Raw genomic sequence first — 16,806 nt, 5'->3', positions numbered from 1 at the left:
CAGCGGCGTCGAGCGTCGACAGCACGATCACCGATGACATTCAGAATCCTGACAGTGCTTATACTTTTCAATTGTTTGCGGTTGAAAACGGTGAGGTTGGTTACAGCAATGGCAGTAAGAATTGGATTTCTGAATACAATGGACAAGGCCAATACGTTGTTCTTGCCGTAGATGCTCAGGGCAATCCTCTTCCGGATGCCGAACAGCCTAATGTTGGAACAATTACTATTAATGTTGGTTCTTCCGGTGATAGTGCAACAATCGGGGATGACTATTCCTCTGATTCAACGATTACCGCAACACTGGGTACGGTTTTTACCATTGATGCGATTGACGATACGTTGATCGAAGGTGACGAAACCTTTACCTTGAGTTTAGGCAATGATTGGAGTGAAGCTGCCCAATACGAAGCGGTTAATTATTCAGCCGAAGTAGTGACTACTACGATTATTGATAAAGCTTATTACGATGAAAATAGCGATACGACGACCGTATTGGCTACGATTTCAGGTAATGATTTAGATGGTACGACTCCAACCTTTACGATTACACAGAATGTTACCGATGCAAACAGTAATGATTTGTTTACGATCGATTCGAGCACTGGAGAAATCACTCTAACCCAAGCTGGCGTTAACTCATTTGCCAATGATTTTGAAACGGATAGTAATATTCATACGATTCAAGTTCAGGTTGATGACGGAATTGGCGGCACAACGATCAAGGAAGTGGCTTTGGTCGAAAATGATGTGGCTGACCAGCTGATCATTGGCGCAAACGATAGCACTACTATTAATTCTTTAACGGGTGATAACGATTTGTTTATTGGTGACCAAGGTGGTGAACACACTAACTTCATTGCGGGCCAGAACTATAACATGTCGTTAATTGTGGATACTTCCGGCAGTATGGGCTGGGATAGCGGTGAAGTTGACGCTAATGGGGACCCATTGAGCCGTTTAGACATTACCAAGGATGCATTGAAGAATCTGGCAGATCAGCTGGTTAATCATGACGGTATTATCAATTTACAACTGGTTGATTTTGATACTGGAGCGGTAACCGCACTTACAATAAACGATGTAAGCAATACGGATAGTGCGCTTAGTCAAATGTATGCGGCAATAGATGCTTTGAAGGCCGATAACGGTACTAACTATGAAGCAGCATTTAACGAAGCGCAAGCCTGGCTGGAAAGTCAAAGTAACGGATATGAAAACGTCACCTATTTCTTAACGGATGGTGAACCGACTTACTATCTGACTAATAAAGGGGATGTTGCTGGAGATGGTCGATCAACAGATGACACAATCATGCTTGAATCGATTGATGCTTTTGCCGGGTTATCAGCAGTTTCTCAGGTCAACGCCATAGGAATCGGAACGGATATTCCTTACGACAACCTTAAGTATTTTGATAATACGAACGTTGTTGCCAATGGTACAGACAGTAAAGACAGGAATACGTTGCTGGCTGACTTTGAAGGAACAAGTGGTGCTCTTGATAGTATTGATTCGTGGTCTACGGTAAGGGCGAATAGTTATGTGACCAGTGCTGAAGATAGAAACGATTATCTTGTTATTGATAACACTTCCAGTGTGGGCGGCGTAATCAGTGATGGCTTTAACGTGAAAAAAGGTCAAGTTGTCAGTTTTGAATATAAAACCGATTTTGATGAAAGTGATGATGATTCGACAGCCTTTTTGCAAATACTAAATAACGACGGAAGTTGGAGCACCGTCTCAAAGATTGATTTAAAAACGCCGGACTCATTTACCACAGTGTCTATGGATGCGGTAACGACTTCTGGTACCTATCGTTTGTATTTCCAAATAGAGAGCGATGAGCATTATGGATCAGATGAGCTCTATATCGATAATATCCAGGTTGGTGATGGCGTAACTTCAACGGACTATAATGCGCCTTATGGTGAACCTCAAATTATTTATACAGGCGAAGAATTATCGGCGGCGTTGGTAGGTAGTTCAATATTTGCAGAGGCGAATACGGTGGGTGATGATATTGTAGACGGAGGAGCCGGTAACGATATCCTGTTTGGGGATCAGATTGAAATCGCCGGCTATGAAGGTCTTGGTACTCAAGGCATTTATGATGCATTGGCAGACTCGGGCAATACCAATCCAACAGATCAAGATGTAATCGATTTTGTTAGCTCTAATTTGAGTTCGATTCTGGTTCGTGAAGATCAAGGTGGAAACGATACGCTTGATGGTGGGGTGGGCGATGACCTGCTTTACGGTGGAGCGGGTAATGATATCTTGATTGGCGGTGAAGGTGACGATATCTTAATTGGAGGAACGGGTAACGATACGCTTACTGGTGGATTGGGGGTTGATCGATTTGTGATTGAGCATGGTAATGAAGGCGATGTCACGACGATTACAGATTACAGTACTCAAGAAGGTGATGTATTGGATATCAGTGAATTGTTACAAGGTACCGCGGTTGATGCTACGACGTTGGATCAGTATTTAGAGTTTAATCCGGATCCTGATGGTAACCCGGCGACAACGGACGCTACATTGCAAGTATTCAAAGATGGTGATAAAACCAATACTGCAGCAACCAATGTCGAGACAATTGTTCTTGAGAACAACGATGCACTAACCATTGATGATTTGAATATTGATTACACGTAATGCTATTAATTAGCTAATCCGTATAGCGGATTGATTCTCTTAAAGGCCCTGTTTTCGGGGCCTTTTTTTAAGAACCTATTTTGGGTAGAAGTGTTTATTCAATCTCTTTTTTGTAGTCAATAAAAATTTTAAGGGATATGATAACCAGTAATGTTGTTTGGGTTTTTATCCTATCTTAATTATTTGAAATCATTCGGAGAAAAGGATGTCTGACGAGGTTGGTTCCATTTTAGAGCAACAGCCGGATTTAATTAAAATCAAGCCGATAAAAACGAGTAGGCCTGTTCGTTTTTATAATGTCGTCAAACGCACCGACGATGGTGATATAAAACAGATTGTTCAAGTATTAGGTAACATTCAGAATCATTTTGCGATTAAGCGAACAAAAGATTTACTGCATTACCTCAATGCATTTTCAGAGTTTGCACACTTTAATGAAATTCGTAAAGTAGGATTCCATTACCTGCTTTTTTTTGAGCATGCCGGAAAAAAGACTTTGGATCGCCGTTTCATAAATCCATTTGGCCCGGCGGAAAACGGTACAAAAAAACTGCTTGAAGATTTGGTGAATAGCTTAGAAAAACTTCACTCTGTGGGTTTTGTCCATACTTCTATCCGACCTGATAATATCATTGTGGGAGATAAGCAATCTTATCTGATGGGGTTTGAGCATGCGATACCTTCCCTAACTTCCTATGAATCTGAAGTACTGCCTGAAGATTGCCGTTATTGCCCTCCAGAGCGTTTAAACGGCCAATGTGATGAAAAGGGTGATATCTACCAGCTCGGATGCACCTTGTATTTTGCCTTGACCGGCAAGCATATTTTCAGATTGAATAAAGTGAATGATCCTATGGATCAGATGTGGGCGCATGTCCATCATTCGATTCGTAAGATCAATCGACTTCCAATTTTTTGGCGCTATTTGATTCTATGGATGACGGATAAAAATCCTTCGAATCGCCCTAGCCTATCAGATTTGAAGCAATGGTTGGAAAACACCACGGTACCGGGATGGGTTAGAAAACAAGTGCTTACGCCATCGAAACACTTCCCTAAAAAAACCTTGGAAGCCTTAGCTGATGAGCACTATGCTTACCCAATCTATTTGAAAGCGTTGCAGATGGCGAAGAACGGCTATTTGCCCTCCGCCTTTAATCTCTATGAGAATGGTGCTTTTAAAGGATTTTCTTTGGCAGAAGAGCAGCTTGGTAGTATGTATAGAGATGGTCGTTGCGTTCAACGATCTTACACGATGGCCGCCCACTTCTTCAGCGAAGCCGTTAAAAAGGGCCACCCCCAAGCGGCTTTTCATTTAGCCCAAATGTATGAAAATGGATTAGGGCTTGAAAAGGATTTGTCCAAAGCGTTAAAGCTTTATCGATTCGCTGCAGAAAGAGGATATTTGGATGCCCAGAAAAAACTCGGCCAGATGTATCTGTTTGGTCAGGGAACCGAGAAAAATACCTCAACAGCCATTTCATGGTTAGTGATGGCTGCTCATTATGGATGTGAAGAGGCTAGAGAGACCTTAATCACTTTTAAAAATTCTCAATAATCAAAAAAAGAATCATTTCACCCGTTAGGGTGAAGTTTCTTTATCTGCCAATCAGTAAATTTCATTGTTTTTCTTAAGTAATTGTTAGAATAATGCTTTTAGTTTTTTAAAGCCTTCCCTTTTCGAGACGGCTTTGAAGCAGAAGGAAGCATTTATGTCTCAACATCCATTAGCTCAGTATTTAGATTCAGTTCCTGATTTCCCGAAACCAGGCATTATTTTCAGTGATATTTCGCCATTGCTAAAAACGCATTTCGTCGAAACCATCGATGCGATGAGCGAATTGTTCAGCGAAGAAGAATGGGCTCAAGTCGACTGTCTGGCGGGAATCGAATCTCGCGGTTTCATTTTTGCCTCGGCCTTGGCGTATAAGTTGAACAAAGGCTTTATCAAAGTCCGCAAACCAGGGAAATTACCGAATGTCTGCGCTAAAATCGAGTACGGCTTGGAGTACGGTTCGGATACGTTGGAAATGCAACAGGGTGACGGTAGCCGTATTGTATTGCTTGACGACTTGATTGCGACCGGCGGCTCTATGGGTGCGGCGGCAGAGCTATGTGAAAAGGTCGGCTATGAAGTTGTAGGGCTGGCCTGTCTGATTGATTTGGCCGCGTTGAACAGTTTCGTCTACAAGGACATGAAGGTGCGTTCGGTCATTCAATTGGAAGATTAAAGTCCCTAAATAACAGGAACCCTCTGAATATGCATATGCCAAGAATTACCAGAAAGATTTTTACGGATCAATTTATTTGGATGGTGACGCTCGGTTTGATTGTCGGGTTTATTTTTCCTCCATTCATGATTTTGTTGGGTATTCCGGAAGCCAATGTGATGACGCCGCTGTTTTACACGGCATCGTTGACGGCCGGTTTTTTCATGGGGGTTATGAACTTCGGACTGGTGCATTTTGTGGTTCGCCCTCACCTGAAGGAATTGGCGGACCGGATGAAACTGATCAAAGAGACCGTAAACGATAAAACCTATCAGGAGTCCGACGTTCATTGTATGGGTGACAGCTGTTTTATCGAAGCGGTTTCGGATGATGAGTTCGGTGAAAGTGCACAAGCTTTCAACGAAATGGTTGAGGCTTTACAGAGCGCTCATGAGGTGGAATATGTGTATACCAATTTCTCTAAAGCGTTGTCGTCTAATCTTGAACTGGACGGCTTGGCCAGAGAAGCCATCCATTTGTTGATTGAGCACACGGTCTGCAGCGCCGGAGGCCTGTTTGTCGAAGATGAAAGCGATATGAAGATGATTTACGCTCAGGGAATCGTAAATGCAGAGCAGATCGTTCAGCATGATTACATTGTCAAAGCGATGGACGATTTCCGTATTGAACGTATTACCTTGCCCGAGAATATCGAGGTAGACGGCCTTTTGACGCATTTCCGCCCTCAGGAGATCGTAGTGGTCCCGATTCTGTTCAAACAGCGTAATCTTGGCGTGTTTGTATTGGCGTCACCTGTGCATATCAACGAGCAGTCGCTCAGTATGATTAACATGTTCCGTCAGGGGATGGGGCTTGCTCTTAACAATGCGATTGCGCATGAAAGTCTGCAACGTCTTGCGGCGTTGGATGGGCTTACCAACATCTATAACCGCCGCTTCGGCCTGAAACGCCTTAAGGAAGAGTTTAAGCGTACTCAGCGTAATGAAACTCCGCTGGGTGTGTTGATGATTGATATCGACCACTTCAAGAACATCAATGACGCTTACGGCCATTTGGTGGGTGACAAGGCGATTGTTCTGGTGACTAAAACCATTTTGAATACTTTGCGCGAAGGCGATGTGTTGGCGCGTTACGGAGGGGAAGAGTTCATGGTAATTTTACCGGGCGCTTCCGAACAGAACTGCTGGAATACGGCTGAACGCATTCGTAGACTGGTCGAGGACACGCGTTTGAAGATCAACGATCAGGAAATCAATTTTACTGTGAGTTTGGGGTATATTTCGTTCCCGAAATCGGAAGTGGATGATGAGATGGAGTTGCTTCACCATGCCGATCAGGCGCTTTATCAAGCCAAAGAAGGCGGTCGAAACCGAATCGTCGCCTATTCCGATTTGCTTCCGGAGACAAAGACGAAGAGTAAAATCGCCTAGCCTTATCTGTTGGAATCTGAACAGGCCTGTTCAGATTTTTAAAACGTAATATAAAAAAAGCGGCCTGCATTGTTTAATATGCAGGCCGCTTTTTTGTTTTTAACGCAACGGTAAAACGCCAATTGAAGTGTGTATCGTGCGGTATTTATTAGTCTAGCCATTCCTTAGCACGCGTCGCGGCTGCACGTACCTGATTCGGAGCGGTGCCACCGAAGTGGTTACGGGCTGCAACGGAACCTTCCAGGGTCAGAACTTCGAACACGTCATCAGTGATTTTGTCGCAGAAGCCTTGTAAGGTTTCCAATGACATTTCGGACAGGTCTTGTCCTGTTTTAATGCCGTGCGCTACAGCCAGACCGACGACTTCGTGAGAATCACGGAACGCTAAGCCTTTTCCGACCAGATAATCCGCCAAATCGGTTGCCGTTGAGAAGCCGCGTTTGGCCGCCTCGTAAGTCATTTCACGTTTTACGATGATCGCCGGAACCATGTCGGCAAATGCACGCAAGCTTCCGCGTACCGTGTCAACGGTGTCGAACAGAGGTTCTTTGTCTTCCTGATTGTCTTTGTTGTAAGCCAGAGGCTGAGACTTCATCAAAGTCAGCAAGCTCATCAAATGCCCATAGACACGTCCGCTCTTACCACGAACCAGCTCCGGTACATCCGGGTTTTTCTTTTGAGGCATGATCGACGAACCGGTACAGAAACGGTCCGGCAGATCGATGAATTGGAACTGTGCCGATGACCATAACACCAACTCTTCCGAAAAACGCGACAGATGCATCATTAAAGTCGCTGCAAAAGAAGTGAATTCGATGGCGAAATCACGGTCGGAAACACCATCCAACGAGTTCTCGCTGATGCGGTCGAAGTCGAGCAGCTCGGCCGTGTAGGCGCGGTCGATCGGGTAAGTGGTTCCAGCTAGAGCAGCAGAACCAAGCGGCATGGTGTTGACGCGCTTGCGGCAGTCCTGAAGGCGTTCAATGTCGCGCTTGATCATTTCAAACCAGGCCAGCATGTGGTGTCCAAACGTGACTGGTTGAGCTGTTTGCAGGTGCGTGAAACCAGGCATGATGGTATCGGCTTCACGTTCCGCCAGCTCAACCAATCCAACCATTAAGCGTTTCATTTCCGGCAGGATGGCGTCGATTTCGTCACGTAGGTAGAGGCGAATATCTGTGGCAACCTGATCGTTACGTGAACGTCCTGTATGCAACTTTTTACCGGTGATGCCAATCAGGTCGGTCAGACGCGACTCAATGTTCATGTGGATGTCTTCCTGCTTGATCGACCACTCGACCTTGCCGGCTTCGATATCCGCCTGGATTTGAGTCAGACCTTTGATGATGTCTTCCAACTCCTGCTCATTCAAAATCCCGACTTTGGTCAGCATTTTGGCATGCGCGATCGACCCTTGAATGTCCTGTTTGTACATACGGTTATCGAACTGGATCGACGCGGTAAACTCTTCCACAAACGCATCGGTTGATTCGCTGAAACGTGCGCTGGATAGTTTTTCCTGATTGTGTAGGTTGTTCTGTGTTGTCATGACTCTCTCAAAGAATTACAAATTTTTAAGGGTTAAGCGACTTCTGTCGGAGTTGTTTTTCGTACAGCTCGGGCATGGACGGTATGCGCAACGGATTGCCCATTTTCTCGTAAGCGATGTTCAGGTTACGGTGAATCACGCCTGCATACATGTGGATGTTGGAAATGCCGACAATTCTCGGGGCCACTTCCCGGCCGCGGCTGTCGATGAAAATCACCGTCGGCGTCAAATCGGCATCCAGTTGGTAAGCCCATCGCGATTTCTTGATGGGTTCACCGTCAAGACCTGGGATAAGGGCCTGTTCATCCACGCCGACATGACGCATCAATACCACTTTGCCGTCGTAGTTGCCTCTCATGGCCATCGGGTTGAAGACCTCTTCGACCAGTTGTTCGCAGAATTCGCACCATTCGGCGCCGAACATCAGCAGAATGGGCAGGCCCGTCCGATTGGACTCTTCGGCCAGTTGTTGGAGGTTCTCCAACTCTTTAAACGCGCCATCCCTGTTCGAATAGACATTCCCTGAATAGCCTGCCAGTAGGCTCGTGCAAAGCACGAAAGCCGTCATCCAAACCTTCATCGGTTGCGTTGAGTTTCGTATTATCGGCAAGTCGGCGTGTTTCAATCGATGCAAACTCATGTCACTTGGCATTAAGGCCTTATTTTAACTAAAACTTTCGGCCTATTTTCAGTAAAATGGCCGGATAACATAAAAGAAGCCTAAAATATCCGGCAAATCCTTTGCCCGGCAAGTAGAAGAATTGGAAAACACTATGAAAAAAACCTTGCGTATCGCAACTCGAAAAAGCCCCTTAGCCATGTGGCAGGCTGAATTTGTCAAAGCCGAACTGGAAAAAGCGCATCCGGGATTACAGATTGAATTGTTGCCGATGTCGACCAAAGGTGACAAGATTTTGGATGTCCCATTAGCCAAAATCGGTGGTAAGGGGCTGTTCACCAAAGAGTTGGAAGATCGCATGATGGCTGGCGAGGCCGATATTGCCGTACATTCGATGAAAGACGTGCCGATGGAATTGCCGGAAGGTTTTGCTTTGGGCGCCATTCTAGAGCGACACGCGCCGACGGATGCGTTTGTTTCCAACAAATACGCCTCTTTTGACGAGTTGCCGCAGGGCGCGATTCTGGGTACATCCAGCTTGCGCCGAAAAGCGCAGTTGATGGCGTTGCGTCCGGATCTGGATGTGCGTGACCTGCGCGGTAACGTCGGAACCCGATTAGGAAAGTTGGATGCCGGTGAATACGACGCCATCGTATTGGCGACTTCCGGTTTGCAGCGCCTGGAATTGGACGAGCGCATTCGTCATGAAATTGCACCGGAGGTCTGCTTGCCGGCTGTAACCCAGGGGACTTTGGGAATCGAATATTTTTCGAAAGACGAAGAAACGCTTGAGATCATCAAGGTGTTGAATCATCACGAAACCGAAATCCGCACGACTGCGGAACGCGCCATGAACCATCGTCTGGAAGGCGGTTGTCAGGTGCCTATCGGTGTTTTTGCGGAACTAGACGGTGAGCAGATCAAAATCCGTGGTCTGGTCGGTTCTTTGGACGGTTCAACCATCCTCAAATCCTCGATTGAAGGTAAGCGTGACGACGCACATGCTTTAGGCGTTGCTTTGGCCGAAGACTTGCTGGATCAAGGCGCCAAGGAAATCTTGGATGCGGTTTATTCCGCTGAAAACCCATAAGCGGCCGTTATCGGTTCGGGGGCTGAAATGCCGCAATTCACTCTGCTGAATACACGTCCGGCTGACCAAGCCACCGCATTGCAGCAGCTTGTGGATCAGGCCGACGGACAGGCATTGTCCTGTCCGAGCATCGAAATAGAGATTCTAAAGCCAAAGCCTTCTGATCTCGCCGAACTGCAGCACTTTGATAAACTGGTCTTTATCAGCGCCAATGCCGTTAAGGCGTTTGTGACGTTATCGGCCGGAAAGCTTAAGGATTCCGTTCAGTTGTTTGCAATTGGCCAAGCGACGTTCAAGGTGGGCAGCAAGGCCGGTTTGGATATGCATACCGCAGAAGGTGAACGTTTTGACAGCGAAGCGTTGTTGAAACATCCGGATTTGCAGAACCTGAACGGTCAGAAAGTATTGATTGTCAAAGGTCAGGGCGGGCGCGAGCTGTTGGAATCAAGCTTTGTCGAAAGAGGCGCGCAGGTTTCGGGTTGGGAGCTGTATCGTCGCAAACCATTACCCTTATGCAATGAAGCGTGGGAAAGGTTTGTTGAAAGTTCGCAACCGATTGTTCTGGCAACCAGTATCAGTGGTTTGGAATCTTTGATGGACGCGGTCACCCATTCGGAAAAAGTGTCTTCTAAAACCCAACAGGCCTGGTCGGATTGGTTGAGGAAGCAGACTTTGGTGGTTTTCAGCGAACGGATTCAAATTTGGGCTTTAAAACAGGGTTGGCAAGGCACCATTGTCATTGTGCCGACGCAAAGCGATGAAGGGATCATGCAAAGTATTACAACGATTGTAAGGAAGAAGGAATCATGACAGAACCGGTAACGCCTAAAGCGGATCGCCGCGTGATTGACGGTGAAGTGGTGAATGAGGAAGCGCAAAACGCATCCCTGAACAATCACAGTGACGCCAATGCACGCCGTCGGGCGCACCAACGCGCCGAACAGGCCAGTCGGCAGGCATCGGAAAAACCTTCTTCGGAGAACGGATCGAAATCGTCGTTCCAGCTTACCGGTTGGTTGGCTAAAGCGACCGTTTGGTTGGTCAGCTTGGCTGTCGTGGTGGCTGTACTGTTCTATACCCGTCCTGATCAGGACTGGCAGATCGAACACATTAACCGATTACAAACCCAAGTGGTTCAGTTGCATGAGACCAATAAATTGTTGGTCGACAAGGTGGAGCAGCAGCAGAAAGTCATCGATCAGAAGATCCAAGAAGTCTTGAGCCGTCCGGAAAATCAGCCGCTGGTTAGCCAAGGGGATCTGGACGGTTTGAAGTCGGATATGGAGCAAAAGATTCAAAGTCTTCAGCAACAGCTGCAACAGCAGTTGGATGAAATCGGACAGCAGGCTGAAAGCAAATGGGATGCGTTGGCTGAAAAAGCTCAACAGGCACTGCAGCCTTCCGAACAAGATCTGCAAAATCTCAAACAGTTTGAAGAGAAAGTCCAAACTCAGCTCGGCAAGGTAGGTGAAGAGATCGGCAAATTGTTGGATTTCAAGAACCAGCAGGAGCAACAACAGAAACAGCCACCGGGTACAGTGGAACAACCCAAGCCTTTGAGCAGTGTTCAGATTCAGCAGTGGATCGTCGAAATCAATACGCAGTGGTTGTTGAACGGCAATGCTGCACAGACAAGTCAGCAATTGACGGCTTTGGAACAGGCGTTGGGATTGAGTGAGTTGGCGAATAAGATCGAAGTGGGGCGCATTATCGGCGAGGATTTGCGCGATGTGTCCCAATATGCCGACGAAGTCGATGCACAAAAGGCAGAGCAACAGCAGTGGTTGGCAGAGTTAAAAGCGCTCGCTGGAGAGCTGCCCCGTCCGGCTTTGAGCCGTCATACTGCAGTCCAATCAACGCATGGTGATATCACGGATTCGACCGAAGGAGCGGCTCAGACACCTTCAAAGGTGGATGAATTACTGCATAAGTTAAGTGGTCTGATCAGTCTGAAAAAACGTGAAAGTGAAGAAGACTTGAGTTCGGTGGACTTGGTCTTGAAGCATGACGTATTGGTACAGAGATTGTATTTGTTAATCGATCGATTGGAGTGGGCCTTACAGGTTCGTTCGGAGAGCGATATGAAAGCCGCCCTGGCGCAAATTGAGAAGTTTGTCGGGCAGAATTTCACTGCTCAGGAACCTCAGTTTAAGGCCGTATTGGACAAATTCAGGCAAACTTCGATGGCTGTACGTAAATCCTTGGCAATCGTCAGTGCGGACGGAATGTGATTTTCAGCAGATTGGTTATAGCAATCTGCGTGTGGCTTTTTTGGATAGATATAACAGCAAACGGTTAGGAGTTTCATGAAACAAGTCGTTGTTTGGGCGCTGGTGTTTGGAGTAAGTACGGTCTTGGCAACCCTGATGTTGCATGATACGGGCTATCTCTCGATGGTGTGGGGTGACTGGGTCATCGAAACCAGTCTGAGCTTTGCACTGGCGGCTGGCGTAGTTGCTTTTCTAGTGATTTATGCTGTGGTGCGCGTATTGCTGAATGTTTGGCGTTTCCCGCGTTTTTGGCGCAAGCACCGTAAAATCAAACGATACACCAAAGCTGAAAATGCCATGGCTAAAGGCATGATCGCTTTGGAATATGGCGACTGGCAGAGAGCCGAACGCCAACTGATTAAAAGTGCCAAACACAGCGAGGCCGGTCTGGTTCACTATTTGAGTGCGGCGAAAATGGCGGACAATCAGCATGCCTACAACCGTCGCGATCAGTATCTGGCTCAGGCGCGAGTCGAATTTCCTCAGGATTACGTCACCATCGGCTTGGTCGAGGCGCGTTTGTTGTCCGACAAACAGCCGGAAGTGGCTTTGACGATTCTCGAGGCGTTACACGAACAGCATCCTAAGCAGCAGACGGTGTTGAAGGAGTATTCGCGATTGTTGCGCGAGTTGAATCAGTGGGAGATGCTTGAAGCTCTGATGCCGGAATTAAAACGCAGCCGTTCGGTAGCTCGTGACGAATATTCAGAGATTGAAAACCAGCTATGGGCAGGCAAATTGGCCAGTGCCACCAATGAAGAGACGCTGGATGCTTTATGGGAACAATTGAATAACCGCCAGAAACTGATGCCGCAGATTTTGGCCGAGTATGTCGAGCAACGCATCGGATGGCAGCAGGAGGTCGGATTGGCCGACTGGATCGAAAAGGGCCTGAAAAAACAGTGGAACGACCGTCTGGTTTATCAATATGGGCGTTTGACCTTGGGGCCTGCGTTTGAACGTTTGAAAAAAGCCGAGCCTTGGCTGAAACAGCAACCGGAAAATCCGGTGTTATTGTTGACCCTAGGCCGTCTGGCTTGTCGAAGTCAACTTTGGGGGCTTGGACAGAGTTATCTGAAGAAGAGCCTGAGCCTGCGCGCCGAGATCGAGACCTTTCATGCCTTGGCGCAATGTTACGAGGCCGAAGGAGAAGACCGCCAGGCCGCCTTGACCTATAAAGAAGCCATTCTCCAACTCGAAAAGAGCCAACATTGATAAGCCGACGGGCAGGCCTGTCCGTCTGAATCAATATCGGATCTTATTGGTCAATTTCGACTAGATCCGATCCGCCAGAACGATACCGATTCCGATTTTGTTTGTGTAGTAATCCATGTCTATCAAGCTGTCGCCGTAGCCGCTGAACCATTGTACATAGCCTTTGATTTTCTTGGTCAACGGATAGGTATAGTCGAGCTGAAGTGAACCATATTGGTTGAATACATAGCGGTTGCGTAACGTCACGCCAAGCGTGTGTTTGCCGGTTTGATAACCTGCTTCAATTTCGTAATCTCCCAAATATTTGGCGTAATTGAAACTGTTGTCAAATTCGTCTTGTTCGTTGAAGCGTTGCCAAGTTTTAAAGCTTAAGTAACCTTCCGGGCGTTGGAATAGACCTTGCACGAAAAAGCGGTTCCAGCCGCGTGATAGGCTGCCGGACTGGCCATTTGACTGATGATTGATACCGACCAGAACTTTGTGAAGATTGAAGTCGAATAGATCCCAGTCAGCATGGAATTCGGCCCAGAGTTCCGGCTCGTGATTGGTCTCTCTAAAAGGGATCGAGTCTTTATCGTCGAAAAACTGCCAGAAAGATCGGTTGGTGTAGGCCGCATAGATGTCGACACTGTCGTAAATGACCTTCTTGGCGATCGGAAATTTGAAACTTAGCTGGAATTGCATCTCCATGTTTTCATAGTGAAGGGGGGTGTCGGGATTCTGTTCCTGGAACGGATCCTGATTGACCGACGGCATGTAGTAGCCGAACAGGGCGTAGTTCAATCTATGCGGCGTGATGACGAACGGATTCTTTTCAGTGAGAACTTCGCTTAACCGGCGTTTGCTGAGCGGCTGTTCGGGAGCGTCCATGGCAGCACATTTTTGGCGGATTTCGCCGACGGTGAGTTCGTCGGAACCGTTGAGCAGCATGTTATGAATGCAGAGGTTGTAACTACTGGGTGTGACTTCGGTGAGATCCTGTTGGCCGGGTACGGGAATGTTCTCCTCAGCCAATACGGTAGAGGAAAGCAGTAGAGCGGATAAAAAACTCAGTCCTTTTTTCATCAGTGAATACACGCAATTGGGTCCAGTCCTGCTTCAATGAAATCTTTTTTGGCTGTTTCAATCATCGGCCAAGGACCGCACATATAGACGGTTTTATGAGCCAGAGAAGGGTAGTCTTTTAGCACTTGTTCATGCACCAGTCCTGTCGGGCCATGCCATTCCGGATCGTTTTCAGAAACGACCGGTACGTAAATTAGATTAGCATGTAAGCGTTCCAAGTCCAACATCTCTTTTTGCATATACAAATCTTGAGACTGACGTACTCCCCAATAGAAATGCAACGGAACCTCGGTATGCTGTCTCAGGTATTCATCCAATAGGGCTTTCATCGGTGCAAATCCGGTTCCGCCGGCCACAAACAGGATGGGGGTGTGGGCCGGTGTCACAGACATCTGATCTTTAGGTCCTTGCATCACAAGCGTATCGCCGACTTCTACGGCAAACAGCTTTTCCATCCATTCGCTGTCGGGCTGTTTGCGGATGTGGCATTCGATCAGGCCATCTTCGCGCGGAGCCGATGCAATCGAAAACGGTTTAAGGTCTTCGGTATCGAATCCGAGCATGATGTATTGTCCGGACTCGTAAACGACCGGAAAGTCCGGTTTCATCAGAAGACGGATAATATGTGGCGTGTAATGTTCAAGACGAACCACTTTTAGCGTATGGGTGTTTGACATGAATATTCCTGTGATAAAAAGCGTAAAGTGGTTTTATAGTTTGAATTCAGTCCATACCGGAGCATGGTCGGATGGCTTTTCCATGCCGCGCACTTCGTAGCTTACGGAGCTAGCAACGGCTTTCTCGTTAAGCGGTTTGGTTGCAAGGACTGTGTCGATGCGCAGGCCGCGGCGCGGTTCGCGGTCGAAACCTTTAGAACGGTAGTCAAACCAGCTGAACAGATTGTCTTCATCCGGATGGATGGTGCGGAAAGTGTCTACAAGTCCCCAGTCCAACAATTTGCCCCACCATTCGCGCTCTTCCGGCAAGAAGCTGGTCTTACCGTCGCGCAGCCAGCGCTTACGGTTCGGTTCGCCGATACCGATGTCCTTGTCTTCCGGAGAGATGTTGAAGTCACCGATGACGCTCAGGTTTTGGTTCGGATCGCAGTCTTCGTTCAGATACTGCATCAGGTCGGCGTAGAATTTCTCTTTAGCCGGGAACTTTACAGGGTGTTCGCGGTTTTCGCCCTGCGGGAAGTAACCGTTAATGACACGAACCTGCTCACCGTTTGGCAGTTTAAAATCGCCGATGATCATACGTTTCTGGGCGTCGTCGCCATCGTGTTTCCAGCCTTTTTGAAAGTCGACCAGTTCCAGTTCGTTTTTGAACAGCAAAGCGACGCCGTAGTGGGTTTTCTGTCCCATGAAAATTGCTTGATAGCCCATGGCTTCGATTTCTGCCAACGGGAATTCGTGATCCTGAACCTTGGTTTCTTGCAAGCCGATAATATCCGGCGCGATCTGGTCGGTTAGGGCTTGTAACTGGTGTAGGCGCAGACGTACGCTGTTGACGTTGAACGAGACAATTTTCATCGATTAATCCATAGACTGTAAATTTGCCTCAGATTATAACTAAGTTTGCAGGTGTTTTATATGGCGTACAGGATTAGAAGGTTAATCGACAGAAACCGAACAGGCCTGTTCAAAATTTTATAGGAGGTTTTGTTGGTTTTCATAAACGGTTTTATGCAATCAGAATGAGAGGGGGCGAAAGGGGCGTTTTAAGACTCGCTATTTAGCTTGATTTTGCTATGATATTGCTCAATTTATTACTGTTTTCTAAATTGGAAGTAAGTCGTTATGAGTCGAGTTTATCGTTTGGTCATTTCCTGTCCCGATCAGGTCGGTATTGTTGCCAGTGTCGCCCAGTACATTGCGGACAAGGGGGCGACGATTGTCGAAGCCAATCACCACACCGATCCGGTCAACGGATGGTTCTTCATGCGCCATGAAATTTTGGCGTCTTCATTGAAAGAAGATTTGGCGACATTCGAAAGCGGATTTGCGGAAATCGCCGATAAATTTGAGATGGAATGGTTTATTTCGGACTCTGAAAAACCAAAGAAAATTGCACTTTTCGCTTCCAAGGAATCTCACTGTCTGGCCGATCTGCTTTATCGCTGGCACGAAAAGGATTTGCCGGGCGAAGTGGTGTGTGTCATCGCCAACCATGATGATTTGCGTTCGATGGTGGAGTGGTACAACGTGCCGTTTCATCATGTTCCGGTTACTCCAGATACCAAACCTCAGGCGTTTGCGGAAACCGAAGCACTGGTTCAGAAATACGACGCCGATGTGATTGTTTTGGCGCGTTATATGCAGATTCTGCCGCCGCAAATGTGCTCGGATTATACGGGCCGAGTCATTAATATCCACCACAGTTTCCTACCGTCATTCGTTGGTGCGCGTCCTTACCACCAGGCTAATGAACGCGGTGTGAAATTGATCGGGGCGACTTGTCATTATGTGACCGAAGTGTTGGATGCGGGTCCGATTATCGAACAGGACGTTATTCGTGTGAATCACGCGCACAGCATTGAAGACATGAAACGATTGGGTCGTGACGTGGAGAAAACCGTACTGGCGCGCGGTTTGCGCTTCCATTTGGAAGACCGTGTGCTGATCCACGGTAATAAGACCGTGGTGTTCGAGGTCTAATTCCCCGTTACAGCCGTTTG

The 16,806-nt window shown here is 47.3% G+C and carries 14 protein-coding genes; 9 read left to right on the top strand and 5 right to left on the bottom strand.

Going from position 1 to position 16,806, the window contains the following annotated elements; translation table 11 throughout:
- From QCB45_RS09640 to QCB45_RS09625, 4 genes are all read left to right on the top strand, one after another.
- The coding region (locus tag QCB45_RS09640; protein ID WP_279420763.1) for a VWA domain-containing protein at positions 1-2,660 on the top strand (2,660 nt) is incomplete at its 5' end.
- A 205-nt stretch (positions 2,661-2,865) separates the two neighbouring features.
- Positions 2,866-4,218 (top strand): Sel1-like repeat-containing protein kinase family protein, encoded by a 1,353-nt coding sequence (locus tag QCB45_RS09635; RefSeq protein WP_279420762.1) that lies wholly within the window; start codon positions 2,866-2,868, stop codon positions 4,216-4,218.
- A 154-nt stretch (positions 4,219-4,372) separates the two neighbouring features.
- Positions 4,373-4,891, top strand: coding sequence for an adenine phosphoribosyltransferase (locus QCB45_RS09630; protein ID WP_279420761.1), 519 nt, complete (start codon positions 4,373-4,375; stop codon positions 4,889-4,891).
- A 29-nt stretch (positions 4,892-4,920) separates the two neighbouring features.
- Complete coding sequence (locus tag QCB45_RS09625; RefSeq protein ID WP_279420760.1) at positions 4,921-6,321, top strand: GGDEF domain-containing protein; 1,401 nt, start codon at positions 4,921-4,923, stop codon at positions 6,319-6,321.
- Between the two features lie 148 nt (positions 6,322-6,469).
- On the opposite strand, the gene argH is transcribed toward QCB45_RS09625, so the two are convergent.
- A complete protein-coding gene (gene argH / locus QCB45_RS09620) occupies positions 6,470-7,870 on the bottom strand; it encodes an argininosuccinate lyase (protein ID WP_279420759.1) in 1,401 nt (466 codons plus the stop codon).
- A 25-nt stretch (positions 7,871-7,895) separates the two neighbouring features.
- Positions 7,896-8,510: a thioredoxin fold domain-containing protein gene (locus QCB45_RS09615; protein ID WP_279420758.1), complete on the bottom strand. Its 615-nt coding sequence runs from the start codon at positions 8,508-8,510 to the stop codon at positions 7,896-7,898.
- Positions 8,511-8,643: 133 nt separating this feature from the next.
- Here QCB45_RS09615 and hemC point away from each other — a divergent pair, with 133 nt between their 5' ends.
- The 4 genes from hemC to QCB45_RS09595 all read left to right on the top strand — a co-directional run bounded on the left by hemC (position 8,644) and on the right by QCB45_RS09595 (position 13,064).
- Positions 8,644-9,579, top strand: coding sequence for a hydroxymethylbilane synthase (hemC, locus tag QCB45_RS09610; protein WP_279420757.1), 936 nt, complete (start codon positions 8,644-8,646; stop codon positions 9,577-9,579).
- 27 nt (positions 9,580-9,606) lie between these two features.
- Positions 9,607-10,389, top strand: coding sequence for a uroporphyrinogen-III synthase (locus QCB45_RS09605; protein ID WP_279420756.1), 783 nt, complete (start codon positions 9,607-9,609; stop codon positions 10,387-10,389).
- The gene (locus QCB45_RS09600) at positions 10,386-11,810 is read left to right on the top strand and encodes a hypothetical protein (protein ID WP_279420755.1); all 1,425 of its coding nucleotides are present in this window, start codon (positions 10,386-10,388) and stop codon (positions 11,808-11,810) included. The genes QCB45_RS09605 and QCB45_RS09600 overlap by 4 nt, the downstream gene beginning before the upstream one ends.
- 75 nt (positions 11,811-11,885) lie before the next feature.
- On the top strand, positions 11,886-13,064 hold the full coding sequence (locus QCB45_RS09595; RefSeq protein WP_279420753.1) for a heme biosynthesis HemY N-terminal domain-containing protein: 1,179 nt from the start codon (positions 11,886-11,888) through the stop codon (positions 13,062-13,064).
- Between the two features lie 60 nt (positions 13,065-13,124).
- On the opposite strand, the gene QCB45_RS09590 is transcribed toward QCB45_RS09595, so the two are convergent.
- Genes QCB45_RS09590 through xthA form a run of 3 tightly spaced genes read right to left on the bottom strand, consistent with a single transcriptional unit; the run spans position 13,125 to position 15,661 of the window.
- Positions 13,125-14,129: a phospholipase A gene (locus QCB45_RS09590; RefSeq protein ID WP_279420752.1), complete on the bottom strand. Its 1,005-nt coding sequence runs from the start codon at positions 14,127-14,129 to the stop codon at positions 13,125-13,127.
- Positions 14,129-14,806: an FAD-binding oxidoreductase gene (locus tag QCB45_RS09585; protein ID WP_279420751.1), complete on the bottom strand. Its 678-nt coding sequence runs from the start codon at positions 14,804-14,806 to the stop codon at positions 14,129-14,131. Before QCB45_RS09585 ends, QCB45_RS09590 begins: the two co-directional genes overlap by 1 nt.
- A gap of 33 nt (positions 14,807-14,839) precedes the next feature.
- Positions 14,840-15,661, bottom strand: a complete 822-nt coding sequence (gene xthA / locus QCB45_RS09580; RefSeq protein ID WP_279420750.1) for an exodeoxyribonuclease III — start codon at positions 15,659-15,661, stop codon at positions 14,840-14,842.
- 267 nt (positions 15,662-15,928) lie between these two features.
- Here xthA and purU point away from each other — a divergent pair, with 267 nt between their 5' ends.
- Entirely contained in the window at positions 15,929-16,786 is an 858-nt protein-coding gene (gene purU / locus QCB45_RS09575) for a formyltetrahydrofolate deformylase (protein WP_279420749.1), read from the top strand.
- The last annotated feature ends 20 nt before the right edge of the window (positions 16,787-16,806 follow it).

The organism is Thiomicrorhabdus sp. ZW0627 (assembly GCF_029767005.1).
Classification (GTDB): domain Bacteria; phylum Pseudomonadota; class Gammaproteobacteria; order Thiomicrospirales; family Thiomicrospiraceae; genus Thiomicrorhabdus.
Note: the sequence above shows the minus strand (reverse complement) of the source record. Positions and strands in the feature narration are given on the sequence as shown.